At 71.7% G+C, this 14,839-nt stretch carries 12 protein-coding genes; 5 read left to right on the forward strand and 7 right to left on the reverse strand.

Translation table 11 applies throughout. The features are described from left to right. Both ACIRF8_RS28715 and ACIRF8_RS28720 read right to left on the reverse strand, forming a co-directional pair. On the reverse strand, positions 1–741 hold the full coding sequence (locus ACIRF8_RS28715; protein WP_404219285.1) for an SDR family NAD(P)-dependent oxidoreductase: 741 nt from the start codon (positions 739–741) through the stop codon (positions 1–3). A gap of 10 nt (positions 742–751) precedes the next feature. Then, complete coding sequence (locus ACIRF8_RS28720; protein ID WP_404219287.1) at positions 752–2,011, reverse strand: LCP family protein; 1,260 nt, start codon at positions 2,009–2,011, stop codon at positions 752–754. 106 nt (positions 2,012–2,117) lie between these two features. Between ACIRF8_RS28720 and ACIRF8_RS28725 the strand changes: the two genes are divergently transcribed. After that, positions 2,118–2,657 (forward strand): acyl-CoA thioesterase, encoded by a 540-nt coding sequence (locus ACIRF8_RS28725; protein WP_404219289.1) that lies wholly within the window; start codon positions 2,118–2,120, stop codon positions 2,655–2,657. Positions 2,658–2,671: 14 nt separating this feature from the next. On the opposite strand, the gene ACIRF8_RS28730 is transcribed toward ACIRF8_RS28725, so the two are convergent. Beyond that, a complete protein-coding gene (locus ACIRF8_RS28730) occupies positions 2,672–4,021 on the reverse strand; it encodes an LCP family protein (RefSeq protein ID WP_404219291.1) in 1,350 nt (449 codons plus the stop codon). Positions 4,022–4,264: 243 nt separating this feature from the next. Between ACIRF8_RS28730 and ACIRF8_RS28735 the strand changes: the two genes are divergently transcribed. Beyond that, positions 4,265–5,296: a glycosyltransferase family 2 protein gene (locus tag ACIRF8_RS28735; RefSeq protein WP_404219293.1), complete on the forward strand. Its 1,032-nt coding sequence runs from the start codon at positions 4,265–4,267 to the stop codon at positions 5,294–5,296. A 57-nt stretch (positions 5,297–5,353) separates the two neighbouring features. Here the strand turns inward: ACIRF8_RS28735 and ACIRF8_RS28740 are convergent, their stop codons facing one another. From ACIRF8_RS28740 to ACIRF8_RS28755, 4 genes are all read right to left on the reverse strand, one after another. Continuing rightward, positions 5,354–7,021, reverse strand: coding sequence for an LCP family protein (locus tag ACIRF8_RS28740; protein WP_404219295.1), 1,668 nt, complete (start codon positions 7,019–7,021; stop codon positions 5,354–5,356). A gap of 87 nt (positions 7,022–7,108) precedes the next feature. Beyond that, complete coding sequence (locus tag ACIRF8_RS28745) at positions 7,109–8,788, reverse strand: LCP family protein (RefSeq protein ID WP_404219298.1); 1,680 nt, start codon at positions 8,786–8,788, stop codon at positions 7,109–7,111. A 259-nt stretch (positions 8,789–9,047) separates the two neighbouring features. Continuing rightward, entirely contained in the window at positions 9,048–10,208 is a 1,161-nt protein-coding gene (locus tag ACIRF8_RS28750) for an LCP family protein (protein ID WP_404219380.1), read from the reverse strand. 123 nt (positions 10,209–10,331) lie between these two features. Continuing rightward, positions 10,332–11,087, reverse strand: a complete 756-nt coding sequence (locus tag ACIRF8_RS28755) for a TIGR03089 family protein (protein ID WP_404219301.1) — start codon at positions 11,085–11,087, stop codon at positions 10,332–10,334. Between the two features lie 89 nt (positions 11,088–11,176). On the opposite strand from ACIRF8_RS28755, the gene ACIRF8_RS28760 reads away from it, so the two are divergent. The 3 genes from ACIRF8_RS28760 (at position 11,177) to ACIRF8_RS28770 (ending at position 14,837) form a co-directional block, all read left to right on the forward strand. After that, the gene (locus ACIRF8_RS28760; protein WP_404219303.1) at positions 11,177–12,517 is read left to right on the forward strand and encodes a peptidoglycan recognition protein; all 1,341 of its coding nucleotides are present in this window, start codon (positions 11,177–11,179) and stop codon (positions 12,515–12,517) included. Between the two features lie 88 nt (positions 12,518–12,605). Beyond that, complete coding sequence (locus tag ACIRF8_RS28765) at positions 12,606–13,688, forward strand: sugar phosphate nucleotidyltransferase (protein ID WP_404219306.1); 1,083 nt, start codon at positions 12,606–12,608, stop codon at positions 13,686–13,688. Positions 13,689–13,793: 105 nt separating this feature from the next. Then, positions 13,794–14,837 carry a DNA-3-methyladenine glycosylase family protein gene (locus ACIRF8_RS28770; protein WP_404219308.1) on the forward strand — a complete coding sequence of 348 codons (1,044 nt, stop codon included), beginning with the start codon at positions 13,794–13,796 and terminating at the stop codon, positions 14,835–14,837. Positions 14,838–14,839: the final 2 nt, after the last annotated feature.

The following is a 14,839-nucleotide window of genomic DNA, read 5'->3' on the forward strand; positions in this document are numbered from 1 at the left end:
TCAACTCCCTCGTGGCGGCTGGCGGTTGACCTCCGGGAGGACTGCCAGCGACCCGCCGTCGACGGGCAGACAGACCCCGTTGACGTAACCGGACGAGGGGCCCGCCAGGAACGCGACGACCTCGGCGATCTCCGCGGGGGAACAGAGGCGGCCCAGCGGATGGGCCGCCTCGATGCGTTTGCGCTCCACGGGGTCCCGCCAGCGGTGGGCGTTGCGCTCGATGGCCACGAAGCCCGGCTCGACGACGTTCGTGCGGACGCCCAGCGGGCCCCATTCGGTGGCCGCGGCGCGGGCGAGCGCGCCGAGCCCCGCCTTGGCGACGGCGTACGGGGCACAGCCGGGCGCGGCGCCGTGCGCGTGCACCGAACCGATCAGGACGACCGAGGCGCCGGCCCCCTCGGGCGTGCGCCGTACCAGTTCGGCGGCGGCCTGCCACGCGGAGACGAGGCCCACGTCGAAGACCCGGTGCCACTGGGCGGGCGTCACCTCGGCGAGCGGCGCGCGCAGCTCCCACAGCAGGGCGTGCACGAGGACCGAGGGCGGTTCGGGCGCCGCGTCGAAGGCGCGGGCGATGACGTCGGCATCGGTGGCGTCGCCCTCGAACGCGGCGGTCACCCCAGGAAGCTGACGGACCGTCGGCTGCTGGTCGACGGCGACGACCTCGGTCCCGGCGGCGATCAGCCGGGCGACGACGGCGCGGCCGACGCCGCCGGCCGCGCCGAGCACGAGGGCGGTGGTCATGGCGGCGGCGTCAGCCGCTCGTCACCGTGACCTTCTCGTCGTTGTTGAACTGGTCGACGAGCTGCTTGACCTTGGTCTTGTCCCAGAGCAGGTTGCCGCCCACCGAGCCGTTGATGGGCATGTTCATCGACTTGCCGTCGCCGCCGGAGACCGACTTCATCGCCATGAACATGGACGCCAGGTTCCACAGGCTCATGTCCTTGTCGACGACGAGCGAGTCCAGGCCCGCGCCGAGCGTCGGGTAGAGCTTGAAGGGGTTCAGGACGGTCGAGGGGGACGCCACCTTGTGGGCGAGCGCCGCGAGGAACGCCTGCTGGTTCTTGGTGCGCTCCAGGTCGGAGGCGCGGAAGGCGTGACGCGTACGGACGAAGGCGAGGGCCTGCTGGCCGTTCAGGGTCTGCTTGCCCGCCTTGAAGTCGGCGCCGGACCACTTGTCCTTGAACCCTTCCTTCAGGTTCATCTCGACGCCGCCGACCGCGTCGACGATGCCGGCGAAACCGCCGAAGCCGATCTCCGCGTAGTGGTCGATGTGCAGCCCGGTGTTGGACTCCACGGTGCGCACCAGCAGCTCGGGGCCGTCCTCGGCGTAGGCGGCGTTGAGCTTCACCTGGCGGCCGGTGCCCGGGTAGAGCTTCCCGGACTCGGCGCCCTTGAAGCTCGGGATCGTGACGTTCGAGTCGCGGGGCAGCGAGACCAGGGTGTCCCCGTTGTCGCCCACGTGCAGGATCATCATGGTGTCCGTGCGCTTGCCCTTGGCGGAGCCGGTGTGCAGCTCCTTCTTCTGGGCGTCGGACATGCCTTCGCGGCTGTCGGTGCCGACGATCAGGTAGTTCGTGCCCTCGCCCGCCTCGGGCCGGTCGATGACCTTGGACAGGTCGACGTCCCGGTGGAGCTTGGAGTCGGCCCAGAAGTAGGTGCAGACGCTCGTCACGACGACCACGGTGACCACGGTGACGGCGGTCCACTTGATGCGCTTGCGCCAGTTCGGTGCCGGGCGCGCGGGACGGCCGCCGGGCGGCCCGTAGCCACCGCCGTCGCCACCGGCGCGGGCGGGCTGGCCGTAGACCTGGCCCGTGTTGTAGCCGCTGTCGTAGGACGGGTCGTACCCGGCCTGGTGGTCGTCGTAGCCGGGCTGCTGCTGCGGGACGGGGCGCTGCACGTGTGGCATGACACGCGCGCCTTCGGGGCGTGCGCTCGCACTGCCACGGCCGTAGCCGCCACGGCTGCCGCCGCCCTGCCGGTCGCTCCGCCCCTCGGGCCAATCGCTCATGGGGTCAGTCTGCCGTGCACGGCTGTGTGCCATACAGGGCGGTCGGTAAATCGGGCCATGGCTGTTGCAGAGCTGACACAATCGGGCCGCGCTTAGGGTAGGAGGCATGACAGACCAGGCCCACGGCGCGGAAACCGATATTCCGGGCAAGCCGACCTCGGCTTCCCGCACGACGTTGTCGCACATCATGACCCACAACGACACCAACCTCCTGGGTACGGTGCACGGTGGCGTGATCATGAAGCTGGTGGACGACGCGGCGGGCGCGGTGGCCGGCCGGCACTCCGGCGGCCCGGCCGTGACGGCGTCCATGGACGAGATGGCGTTCCTCGAACCGGTCCGCGTCGGCGACCTCGTGCATGTGAAAGCCCAGGTCAACTGGGTGGGCCGGACCTCGATGGAGGTCGGCGTCCGGGTCCTTGCCGAACGCTGGAACGAGTCGGCGCCCGCGCAGCAGGTCGGCTCGGCCTATCTGGTCTTCGCGGCGGTCGACGCCGACGGCAAGCCCCGCGTTGTTCCTCCGGTGCTGCCGGAGACCGACCGCGACCGGCGCCGCTACCAGGAGGCGCAGATCCGCCGCCAGCACCGGCTCGCGCGCCGCCGCGCCATCAAGGAACTGCGCGCGAACAGCCCTGCCGACGACTGACGGGCACGGCCCCGTCAGGGGCAGACCACCTCGTCGCCGGTGACCGCCCCGAACTCGCCCTGGTAGGCGTCCTCGGCCCGCACCCGCCGCACCCCGTGGTAATCCGCCCCGACCCGGACCTTCAGCACGGGCCCCTGCCCGGGCACGGGCTGCGACTGCGCCCCGGGCAGCGCCGCGGCCAGGGACGCGGCCGAGCGGTCCCAGCGCGGGTCGTACAGCACGAGCGTCCGCTTCGCGGCGCGGTCGGTGGCGTTCACCGGTGTCCGGGTCGTACGGAACCGGGTCGCCCTCAGGGCGGCGTCGACCTTCATGCCGAGGCCCGCCGCCATCGTCGCGTTCTCCACCTGGACCCGGATCTGCTGCGGCGACACGTCGACGGCGACCGCCTTCTCGCGGTACCGGTGCGCGGCGAGCGGCCGGTCCTCGCGCAGCGCCCGGAACAGCTTCTCGGACTTCACCGGGTCCCACTGCACGGTGGAGCCGATGTTCGGGACGGGGTGGTCGAGGTTGCCGATCGGCACGGTCGTGAACTCCGACGACGACGGGGTGAACGACCGCATGGCGCCCGCCAGTTGGACCAGCTCCTCCGTCCCGAACCCCTTGTCGGCGCGGACCGAGCCGAGCAGCGTCCGGGTGACGTCGCGGAACCTGACCGGGTTGAGCAGCACCCCGGACGACGTCGTCCTCGCGATCAGCGAGGCCAGGAAGCGCTGCTGGCGCTGCATCCGGCCGAGGTCGCCCGCGCCGTCCGTGTGCCGCGAGCGTACGTACTGCAGCGCCTGGCCGCCGTCGAGGCGGTGCGTGCCGACGCCCAGGTCGAGGCCGGTGTAGGAGTCCCGGAGCGGGCGGGCCGTGCAGACCTCGACGCCGCCGAGCACGTCGACCGTCCTCATGAAGCTGGTGAAGTCGACCTCCAGATAGTGGTCGATCTTCACGTGCGTCATGTTCTCAACGGTACGGACGGTGAGCTGCGGGCCGCCCTCCGCGTAGGCCGCGTTGATCTTGACGGGGTGGGCGTGGTGCTTCTCGCCGCTGTTCTGGTCGGTGTGCGGCGGCATCACGGCGTAGGAGTCGCGGGGCAGGGAGACCACGGACGCCCGCCCGTGGTCGGCGGAGATGTGCACGATCATGATGGTGTCCGTGCAGTGGCAGGGTGCCCCGCCGAGCCGGTACTTCTGCCGCTCCGCATCGGTGATCCTGTCGCGGCCGTCGGTGCCGACCAGCAGGACGTTCATGCCGTGCCCGGCCGCCGGGCGGTTCTTCATGTCCTTGAAGGGGTCGATGCGGGCGATGCCGGTGTCGATGCCGGTGACGAGGGCGTGCCCGATCCCCGCGGCCGCCAGTACCGTCGCGGACAGCGTCATGGCCAGCCGCATCCCCCACCTGGGCTTCCTCCTGCGCAGGGGCTCGGTCGGCCGGCTCTGCGCGGGCCGCGGCGGGCGGCGGTTCGGACGGGCGGGGGAGCGGGGCGGCGTGGGCACGTGGGGGACACCTCCGCGGCGGCGGGCGTGGGACGCGAGCACCGTAGGCCCATACGATCTCCAGACCGCGGTAGTGAGCCGGGCGGCGCGCACCCATGTCCCCCGTTAGCGGTAACGTGATCCGCGATGAACGCGAACCACCGGCTTCCGGCCGTCTCCGTGATCATGCCCGTCCTCAATGAGGAGCGGCACCTGCGCGAAGCCGTAGAGGCGATCCTGGCGCAGGAGTACGACGGCGAGATGGAGGTCGTGGTCGCCCTCGGCCCGTCCACCGACCGTACGGACGAGATCGCCGCGCAGCTCGTCGCGGAGGACCCCCGGGTGCACACGGTGCCGAACCCGACGGGCCGCACCCCGGCCGCGCTGAACGCCGCGATCAAGGCGTCGCGGCACCCGGTCGTCGTCCGCGTCGACGGCCACGCCGCGCTGTCGCCGGGCTACATCACGACCGCCGTGCGCCTCCTGGAGGAGACCGGCGCGATGAACGTGGGCGGCATCATGCACGCCCAGGGCACCAACGACTGGGAGAAGGCCGTCGCCGCCGCGATGACCTCGAAGATCGGTGTGGGCAACGCCGTCTTCCACACCGGCGGCACGGCGCAGGCCGCCGAGACGGTGTACCTGGGCGTGTTCCGGCGCGAGGCGCTGGAGCGACAGGGCGGCTACAACGAGGAGTTCATCCGCGCCCAGGACTGGGAGCTGAATTTCCGCATCCGCGACGCCGGCGGCCTCATCTGGTTCTCGCCCGAGCTGAGGGTCTCCTACCGCCCCCGGCCCTCCGTGAAGGCGCTGGCCAAGCAGTACAAGGACTACGGCCGCTGGCGCCATGTGGTCGCCCGTTACCACGCGGGCTCCATCAACCTGCGCTACCTCGCGCCGCCGACCGCCCTCGTCGCCGTCGCGGCGGGCATCGTGGTCGGCGCTGCCGTCACGCCGTGGGCCTTCGTGCTCCCGGCCGGTTATCTGGCGGCGATCGTCGCGGGCTCCGTCCCGGCCGGCAAGGGGCTGCCCCTCAAGGCCCGCGCCCAGATCCCCGTCGCCCTCGCCACGATGCACATGTCGTGGGGCTGGGGCTTCTTGACGAGCCCGAAGTCGCTCGCCCGGAAGGTCATCGCCTCCCGCAGGCCGACCGTGCACAGCGAGCCCGCCGCCAACTGACGCGTAAGGAGCGGGAGTTGCCCCCTCCAGGGCACTCCCGCCGCCGCGCCCGCCGCGCTACCAGGTGTAGTCCGGGTTCACGTGCATGCACGTGCCGGTGTCGGCGCCGTTCTGGGTCTGGTCCGACTGCGGGGCCTTGTCGCTCGCCGCGGCCTTCGGGTAGGTGTTCCCCGTCTTCCAGTCCGCGCCCACGAAGAGCGTCACCCCGGACACGTCCGTCGACCTCTGCACCGAACCCAGGCCGATACCGAGAGACTTGGCGACCCGCTGCGCGTCGCCCTCCAGATCGGCCGACGGGTACCGGATCACCGTCCGGTCCTCGACCGACGACTGACCCCGGTCCGCCACGGTCTGCGTGAACCCCTTGCCGATCAGGAGCTGCGCCACCGCGGAGGCCCGGCCGGCCGACGCGGGCGTCGTCGCCGTCCGCGTACCGTTGCGCACCTGCACGGCGATCTTGTCGTCGGCCGCGGCCGGATCGGTGGAGCCCTTGTCCCCGCCGCCCTCGGCCGGCTTCTTCTTGTCCTTGCCGTCCAGCGCGATGTCGTCGCGCACCAGGCGGAACAACTGCTCGGCCTCGCCCTCCTTGGGCGCGACGCGGGCACCCACGTACACGAACGGCATCGTCGTCATCGTGATGCGGTCAGGCTCGGGCTTCTTCAGCTCGTTGCTCAGGTCGTACAGCTTCTTCACGGTGTCCAGGCCGTCATCGACCTTCAGCGCCTTCGTCGCCTTCTCCGCGAGGGTCCGCAGCTTGCCCGGGTTGGAGAACGTGGCGTTCTCGCGCAGTTGGCGCACCATCGAGTTCATGTACATGTGCTGCGCCTTGGCGCGCGCGATGTCGGTGCCGTCCTCGAAGCCGTAGCGGGTCCGCAGCCACTGCAAGGCCTGCACACCCTTGACGGGGCGCGTGCCCTCCCGCAGCTTCAGCCCCGAGCCGTGGCCCTGGCTGTCCTTGGAGAAGATGTTGGCGTCCACGCAGACCGGTACGCCGCCGATCGCGTCCGCCATCGACACCACACCGGAGAAGTCGACCATCATGAAGTGGTCGATGTGGATGCCGGTCAACTGCTCCCAGGTCGCTACCGTGCAGCCCGGTCCGCCGCGGCCCAGCGACTCGTTCGTCATCCGCCGGCCGATCGTCGCCGCGTACTCCTTCCCGCTGTCCGGGTCGGTGCACTTGGGCAGGCGCAGGAGGGTGTCGCGCGGCATGCTGACCACCGACATGTTCGAGCGGTCCGCCGACAGGTGCACCAGCATCTGCACATCGGCGAGCGGGGTGCCGTTGAAGGTCTCCTTGGCGCCGCCCAGCTTCTGGTTCTCCTTGTTGTCGCGCGCGTCGGAGCCGATCAGCAGGATGTTCAGCGGGGTCTGGCCCGCCGCGTTCGGGGTGGGACCGGCGACCTTGTGCTCGCCCAGATTGAGCTTGGCCGTCTTGATGTTGCCGTTGAGGTGCCGGTAGTAGAGGTAACCGGCACCGGCCGTGCCGAGCACCAGGACCGCGAGGACGCCCGCGGTCCAGCGCAGTATCCGGTGTCTGCGCCGCCTCGGCCGGGTGCCCGCCCGACGGTGGCTCAGGGGTTTGCGGCCCCGCGGCGCCCTGTTCTCACCTGCGGAAACGTTTTCCTGCCCGGTTTCGCCGCGCCCCGGCTCCCCGGCGCCCGACGCCACCTCACCGCGGCGGTCCGTCCGAGCACGCTCCCCGCGCACGCCACTTCGCCCCATGTCCCTGCCCCACCCTCCCCGCCCGCGACCATGGCTCGGCCGCCCCGCTGTCACATGGTTAGACAGTTGAAGGGCGGCCTAGGTTGGTCACTTGGCACACACAGTCTTGTCGGCCGTCGTCTTGGGAACTTCGACCTTCGCCGTGCCACCGCTGATGGGCGTCCCCGCGCCCTTGAAGTCCTTGCCGAGGATCAGCACCATCGCCGGCAACCCCTGGTCGTTCGTCTCGCTCTCGCCCTCCTTCAGCGCGGAGCCCGACAGACCCATGATGTCGGCGAGGCGGCGGGCCTGGTCGGCCTGGTCGGGCGAGTACTCCAGGGTCGTCTTGGCCTGGGCGGGCTTGTTGCCCATCTGGCTGGACTTGGTGACGCCTTCGCTGTTCTGGAGCCAGGTGAGCGTCGCCTGCGCGGCGCCCGTCCTGCCGCTGCCGTTGTAGAGGTCGACGCGGACATCGCCCGCGGCGGACTTCTCGCCCTTCAGCCTGGCGTCCTCCGCGGCCTTCTGCTTCTTCTTCGTCTCCGTCAGCGACACATCGTTCTTGATCGCGTCGAAGACCTGCGGGGCCGCCCCCTCGTCGACGATGACCGTCTTGTGCACGACGCCGTCCGCCGGGTTGTCCCGCACCGGCACCGTCAGGAACGTCAGGTTCTTCGGCGGAACCCTCTTCAGCTCCAGGGCCACGTCCTTGAGCTTGCTCAGGCTTCCGATGCCCTTGTCGACGGTGAGCGCCTTCGTCGCGGCCTCGGCGAGAGAGGTCAGCTTCCCCGGGTTGGTCAGGGTGTCGCCGGAACTCATCTTGCGCGCCAGCGAACTCAGGAAGTTCTGCTGCACCTTGATGCGGTCCAGGTCGCCCTGGTTGCCGAAGCTGTGCCGGGTACGCAGGAACGCGAGCGCCTGCTCACCCTGCAGGTTGTGCGTGCCCGCCTTCAGCTTGAGGTGCGAGTCCGGGTCGTCGACGTCCTTGGCGACACACACCTCCACGCCGCGCACCGCGGTCGACAGCGTCTTCACCGCGTTGAAGTCCGCCATCATGAAGTGGTCGACGGTGATCCCGGTGACCGCCTTGACGGTCGCCATGGTGCAGCCGGCGTCCCGCTCGTCCTGCCCCAGGCTGGTGTTGAAGCGGACGTTCGAGGAGCCCGCGATCGTCTTGAGGCCGCCGTCGGCGTCCTTCACCTGGCAGGCCGGCACATCCACGATCAGGTCGCGCGGAATGCTCAGCGCGGTCGCGTTCGTCCGGTCCTTGGAGACGTGCAGCAGCACGTTCGTGTCGGCGTGGCCGACGCTGCCCTTGTCGCCGTAGCCCTCGTTGCCCTTGCCGGTGCGCTTGTCGGTGCCGATGACGAGGATGTTGAACGCCTCGTCCTTGCTGAAGCCGTTCTTGGCGCCGACGACGTCCTGCGTCGTGATGTTGCCGTCGAGGTGGCGGTAGTAGAGGTACCCGCCGGCCGCGGCGGCGAGGACCACGAAGGCCACGCTGCCCGACGACCACAGCAGGACCTTCTTCGCCGTCGACTTCTTCTTCGGTTTCGAGCGGCGCCGCCCCGGCCCCGCGGGCTGCGGCGGCGGCTCGCGCCGCCTGCGCTGCGGGGGCACGTCCCGCTGCTCGCGCCTGCTGCCCCGGGGGGCGGTGCGGCGGGGAGCCGGCACGGTCGACTGCCCAGCGGAAGGGGCCAGTCGCAGTTCGTAGTCACCGGTGCTGGGGTTGAGCACCCACTGGTCTGCGGGGTCGATGTCGTCGGCCCGCCCACGGCCTTGCGCGTCCACGGTTGTCTGCATCCTCCGTCGGGGCCACGCGGCGCCTCGCCCCCCTTAAAGCAGGCGCCCGGTCAGTCGGTAAGCAGTGCGCGACCTCGCCAGGACAGCATGGCCGGGTGCACCGGATCGCTCACACTATCCGCCCAGCTCAGCGTCGAGCGACGACGGTGACAAATTCCACTCCCCTACAACTGGGCATTCCGGCTCATTTCTGTGAACCTGTGTGCCGACTGATGACTTCCGCTTTACCCGTGACGGCTGTGACGCCTCACCTGCACGAGCTCTGCCGGGCCGTGTTGCCGCGGAAAGTGGGTGCGGGGGCGGGCCGGCTCCCGGCCCGGATGTCCGTGGGCGTCTGCGGGGCGACGACCACGGGCGCGTCGGTACGCAGCCGTTTGAAGAGCCGCCGGGCATCGGGCTGGACGAGCTCGTCCCGGTTGGCGTCATAGACGTACGACCGCCGCGGCACGGTCAGGAACTGGATGCGGTCGGCCGGGATGCCGCGCATCCCGCGCACGAGGTCGTAGAGCCCGCGCAGACTCGCGAGGTCCGGGTCGGTGGTCAGCGAGGAGGTGGCCGCGTCGAGCACGGGGTACAGCTTCGCCGGGTTCAGCAGCACGCCGTCGCTCTGCACCTTGGTGACGAGCGCGCCGAGGAACCGCTGCTGGCGGTCCATCCGGTCGGTGTCGCTGCCGTTGCCGAGACTCTTGCGGGCGCGTACGTAGCCGAGGGCCTGCTCACCGTCGAGGAGATGCCGGCCGGGGGCCAGCCGCAGATGCGCGTCCGCGTCGTCGATCGGCTCCTCCAGGCACACCTCGACACCGTCGACGGCGTCGACCATGTCCTTGAACCCCTTGAAGTCGACGACCATGTGGTGGTCGATCCGCACCCCGGTCATCTTCTCGACGGTACGGATGGTGCAGGCCGAACCGCCCACCTCGAACGCGTAGTTGAACATGGCGAACATCGGCTCGTTGCGGGTGTGGTCGAACCGGCGGCAGGCCGGCACGTCGACCATCAGATCGCGGGGGAACGAGACGGCGGTCGCGCTCCTCCGGTCCGCCGCGACGTGCAGCAGGATCGTGGTGTCCGAGCGCTGGGTACCGTCGTCGCGGCCGTACTCGCGGTTGGCGCCGGCCCGCGAGTCGGAGCCGATCAGCAGCAGGTTCTGCGCCCCCGAGACCAGCGCGCCGGGCCGTTCCTTCTCGTAGCGGGCGAGTTCGGCGGCGGCGTCCGCGTCCTTCGTGATGTTCCCGTTGAGCCGCTCGTACGCGATCCAGCCCGTCCCGCCCGCCACCATCACCAGCAGCGCGGCACCGATCGCCGAGTACCGCAGCCATCTCCTGCGGCGCCGGGTGCGCCCGGCGCCGGTAGGGGTCGCGCCCCCACCGGGGCCGAGCGGCGCCCCGCTGCCGGCCTGCGGAGGAATGGCTGCCGGGTCGGTCACGTGGGTCCCCTCGTGGCGGCTACGAAGTCCCGCATGCGGTCGCACGCGTCTCTACGACCATGGACCCCGCCGGGGCGACGGGCCGGGAGAGCTGAGCCGAACGGGCTACCGGGCGACGGCGGTGACCCGCTCGCTCTCGACCCGCTTGGCGAGAGCCTCGTCGTCGAGCCGGTCGAGATTGCGGCACAGCACGACGGAGCCACCGGCCGCGAGCGGCGCGAAGAGCCCGGCGCTCAGCCCCTCCCACGTGTCGAACGCGAGCCCGGACAGCAGCCGCGACCCGGGCCCGGTCAGCCCGAGCCCCGGCGCGTCGGCGACGGCCTTGTCCACCACGTCGGCGCCGGTCCACCGGGCCCCGGCGACGACGAGCGCGGGCTCCTGCGGGTCGACGGGGGAGAAGGGCACGAACCGGTCGCCCTGCGAGGGCACCTCCACGGCGAAGTCCACGAACCCCTCGGGCGGCTGCGGGAACCGCCCGCCCAGCGGCCGCAACGCGAGCGCGACCCGCTCACCCGGACAGGCCCGGGCCGCGTCCAGCGTGTCGGGCCCGCTGACGACGGCATCGGCGGCGGCCGGGTCCCCGCCCACCTCGGCGACGACCCCGACCGACGAACAGGCCAGCAGCCACACCGCCGTCTGCCAGTGCGCCGGCAACAACACGGCGACCCGGTCCCCGGGCTCGGCGTTCAGCTCGCCCTGCAACAGATTGGCCGTCTTGGCCACCCAGTTCGCGAAGGTGGCGACGGACAACTCGACCCGTTCCCCGGTGGCGTCGTCGTAGAAGGTGACGAGCGGCCGCCCCGGATCGGCGACGAGAGCGGCCTGGAGGAGAGCGGCGGAAGTACGGTGCGCGGCATTCACCCGAACCACCCTACGCGGCCCCCCGCACCCCCCCCCATATGGCACGGCCCGATGGCCGAACCCCCTCCCGGGCGCCCAGGATCATGAGCATGCGTGGACTTCTTGCTTCTTCCGTGGGCGTCACCTGCGCGGCCGCCCTGGCCCTCCCGCTCACCCTGCCCGACCCCTCGCACGCCGCCGCCCCCTCCCCGGCGCGGGACGCGATCCCGGGGAGCACCCAGTCGCTGGCCCTCGCCCCGCTCACCAACGCCACCCGAGCCTCCGGCGCGCCGGAGGAACAGGGCCTGCCGCAGCGCGATGTCCGCCCGTTCTCCCTGGTCGGCGTGGTCTGGGACGATCCGAACGCCGAACTCCACGGCCACGTACAGGTCCGCACCCGTGCCACCGGCACGGCGAGGTGGTCGGCCTGGCAGGACGTGGAGACGCACAACGACGACGCCCCGGACCTGGACACCCCGGAGCACACGTCGGGCCACGTCCGCGGCTCGACGGCCCCCCTGTGGGTCGGCGACTCCGACGGCGTGGAGGTGCGGGTGGACGGCGAGGCCCCGGCGAGGACCGAGGCCCCGTCCCGGCCGGCCGCCCCGGCCCCGCTGCCCAGGGGCCTGCGCCTGGAGCTGGTCGACCCGGGCGCGGAACCCTCGCCCCCCGGTCCGGGCCCGGTCCCGGCCGGTGGCGCCACCCCCGCCGGCACCTCCGCCAAAACCCCCACGGACGCCGCCGCCGACACGGCCACGGAGATCCCCGAACTCTCCAAGAAGGAGACGGAGGACGAGCTGATCGTGTCCCGCGGCGGCGACGTCGAGACGACCACGGCCCGCCCGTACGTGGGGGCGCGCCCGCGCATCGTCACCCGCAAGGGCTGGGGCGCGGACGAGAAGCTGCGCGAGAAGAAGTTCGCGTACACCAAGACGGTGAAGGCGGCCTTCGTGCACCACAGCGCGACCGGCAACAACTACCGCTGCTCACAAGCCTCTTCCGTCATTCGCAGTATCTACCGCTACCACGTGAAGAGCAGTGGCTGGCGCGACATCGGCTACAACTTCCTCGTAGACAAATGCGGCACCATCTACGAGGGCCGGGCGGGTGGCGTGACGAAGCCCGTGATGGGCGCCCACACCCTCGGCTTCAACACGAACAGCATGGGCGTCGCCGTGCTCGGTTCGTTCAGCGGCACGAACCCGCCCGCCGCCGCGGTGAACGCGATCGCGCGGCTCACGGCCTGGAAGCTCGGCCTGTACGGGGCGAATCCGAGCGGTACGACATATCTCAAGTCGGGTGGTGGCAATCTGTACCGCAAGGGAACGAAGGTGCGATTGCATGTGATCTCCGGCCACCGGGACGGCTTCGCAACCGAATGTCCGGGACGCCGTCTCTACAACAAGCTCGGCCATGCCCGCAGCAGCGCCGCCCGCCTCCAGGGCCGCTGAAGCCGGTCGGCCCGGGTCGCACACGGTCTGAGACACTGGCCGGTCGAAAGACAGTTCGGCCGGCCCCAGCAGGAAGCAGAGACGACAGGTGACAGAAGCGATCCTCCTGGTCGGCGGCAAGGGCACCAGACTGCGCCCGCTCACGGTGAACACACCGAAGCCGATGGTCCCGGCGGCGGGCGTGCCGTTCCTCACGCACCAACTGGCGCGGGCGAAGGCGGCGGGCGTCGACCACATCGTGCTGGCCACGTCGTACCTGGCGGAGGTCTTCGAGCCGTACTTCGGCGACGGCTCCCGCCTCGGCCTCCACCTGGAGTACGTCACCGAGGTCGAGCCCCTCGGCACCGGCGGCGCCATCCGCAACGTCGCCTCGCGCCTGCGCTCAGGACCCGACGAACCGGTCCTGATCTTCAACGGCGACATCCTGACGGGCCTGGACATCCAGGCGCTGGTCCACGAGCACGAGTCGACCGGCGCCGACGTCTCGCTGCACCTCTCGCGCGTCGAGGACCCGAGGGCGTACGGGCTCGTCCCCACGGACGGGACGGGCCGCGTCACGGCCTTCCTGGAGAAGCCGCAGACCCCCGAAGAGATCGTCACGGACCAGATCAACGCGGGGGCGTACGTGTTCCGCCGCTCGGTGATCGACACGATCCCGGCGGGCCGCCCGGTCTCGGTGGAGCGGGAGACGTTCCCCGGACTGCTGGCGAGCGGCGCCCACCTCCAGGGCATGGTCGACTCCACGTACTGGCTCGACCTCGGCACGCCCGGCGCCTTCGTGCGCGGCTCCGCCGACCTGGTCCTCGGCCGCGCCCCGTCCCCCGCGGTGCCCGGCCGCTGCGGCGACTGCCTGGTCCTGCCGACGGCGACGGTGGCCCCGGACGCCAAGCTGACCGGCGGCACGGTCGTCGGTGAGGGCGCGCGGGTCGGCGAGGGCGCCCGCGTCTTCGGCTCCGCGGTCCTGGACGGCGCGGTGATCGAGCCGGGCGCGGTGGTCACGGACTCGCTGATCGGCCGGAACGCCCGCGTCGGGGCCCGCACGATCCTGACCGGGGCGGTGATCGGCGACGGTGCGCACGTCGGCCCCGACAACGAGCTCCAGACGGGCGTCAGGGTCTGGTGCGAGGCCGCGATCCCGGCGGCGGCGGTCCGCTTCTCCTCGGACCAGTAGGCGCCCGCGAGGCCACGGGTCTTCCTGCGATCGAGGAGCGGGGCCCCGAGCGGACCCCGCGTCCCCTACCCTCGTAGGGCACACCCGCCCCACCCGAGGACCCCCGTGGCCGGCCGCCGATACACCCCCCGTACGCAGATCTCCCCGCCCCGCACCAGCACCGTGCGCGCGGGCGGGACGGGCGTACCCGTGGCCGCCGTGCCCGCGCCCGCCCCGGCGACCCCGTCCCGGACGGCGGCGGCGACCCGCACCTACACCCCACCGGCCCCCCTCCACCTGGGCCTCACGCTCGGTGTCCTGCGCCGGGGCCCCGCGGACCCCACGTTCCGTACCACGCCCGACGGCGCCGTCTGGCGCTCCAGCCGTACCCCGCAGGGCCCGGGCACGCTCCGGCTCGTCCAGCGGGACGGCACCGTGCAGGCGCAGGCGTGGGGCCCGGGAGCCGACTGGTTCCTGGAGCAACTACCCGCGCTGCTTGGCGAGTTGGACGACCCGGCCCCGTTCGAGCCGCGCCACCGCCTGGTCGCGGAGTCGGCGCGGCGCCGCACCGGCCTGCGCCTGACCCGTACGGGCCTGGTCCTGGAGAACCTGATCCCGTCGATCCTGGAGCAGAAGATCACGACGGACGAGGCGTACCGCGCCTGGCGTCTGCTGCTGCACCGGCACGGCGAACCGGCGCCGGGACCGGCCGGTGAGGAGCTGCGGATGCGTGTCGTGCCCGATGCCCGCGGGTGGACGCTGATCCCGTCCTGGGAGTGGCACAAGGCGGGCGTCGACAACAAGCGCGCCTCGACGATCATCCGCGCCGCCCAGGTGGCGCGCCGCCTGGAGGAGGCGGCCGGCATGGAGCCCGCCCGGGCCCGCGCCCGCCTCGAACTGGTCCCCGGCATCGGCCCCTGGACCTCCGCCGAGACGATCCAGCGCACGAACGGCGCCCCCGACGAGGTCACCACGGGCGATCTGCACCTGCCGCACACCATCGGCTACGCGCTCGCGGGCAACCGGGACGCGACGGACGAGGAGATGCTGGAACTCCTCGTCCCCTACGCGGGCCAGCGCCACCGGGCCGCCCGCCTCATCCTTCTGAGCGGTGTCGCCCCGCCCCGCAGGCAGCCCAAGATGCGCAAGGTGAACATCGCCGAGTGGTAGCC

Origin of the sequence: Streptomyces sp. NPDC102406, assembly GCF_044765725.1 — a bacterium.
Classification (GTDB): domain Bacteria; phylum Actinomycetota; class Actinomycetes; order Streptomycetales; family Streptomycetaceae; genus Streptomyces.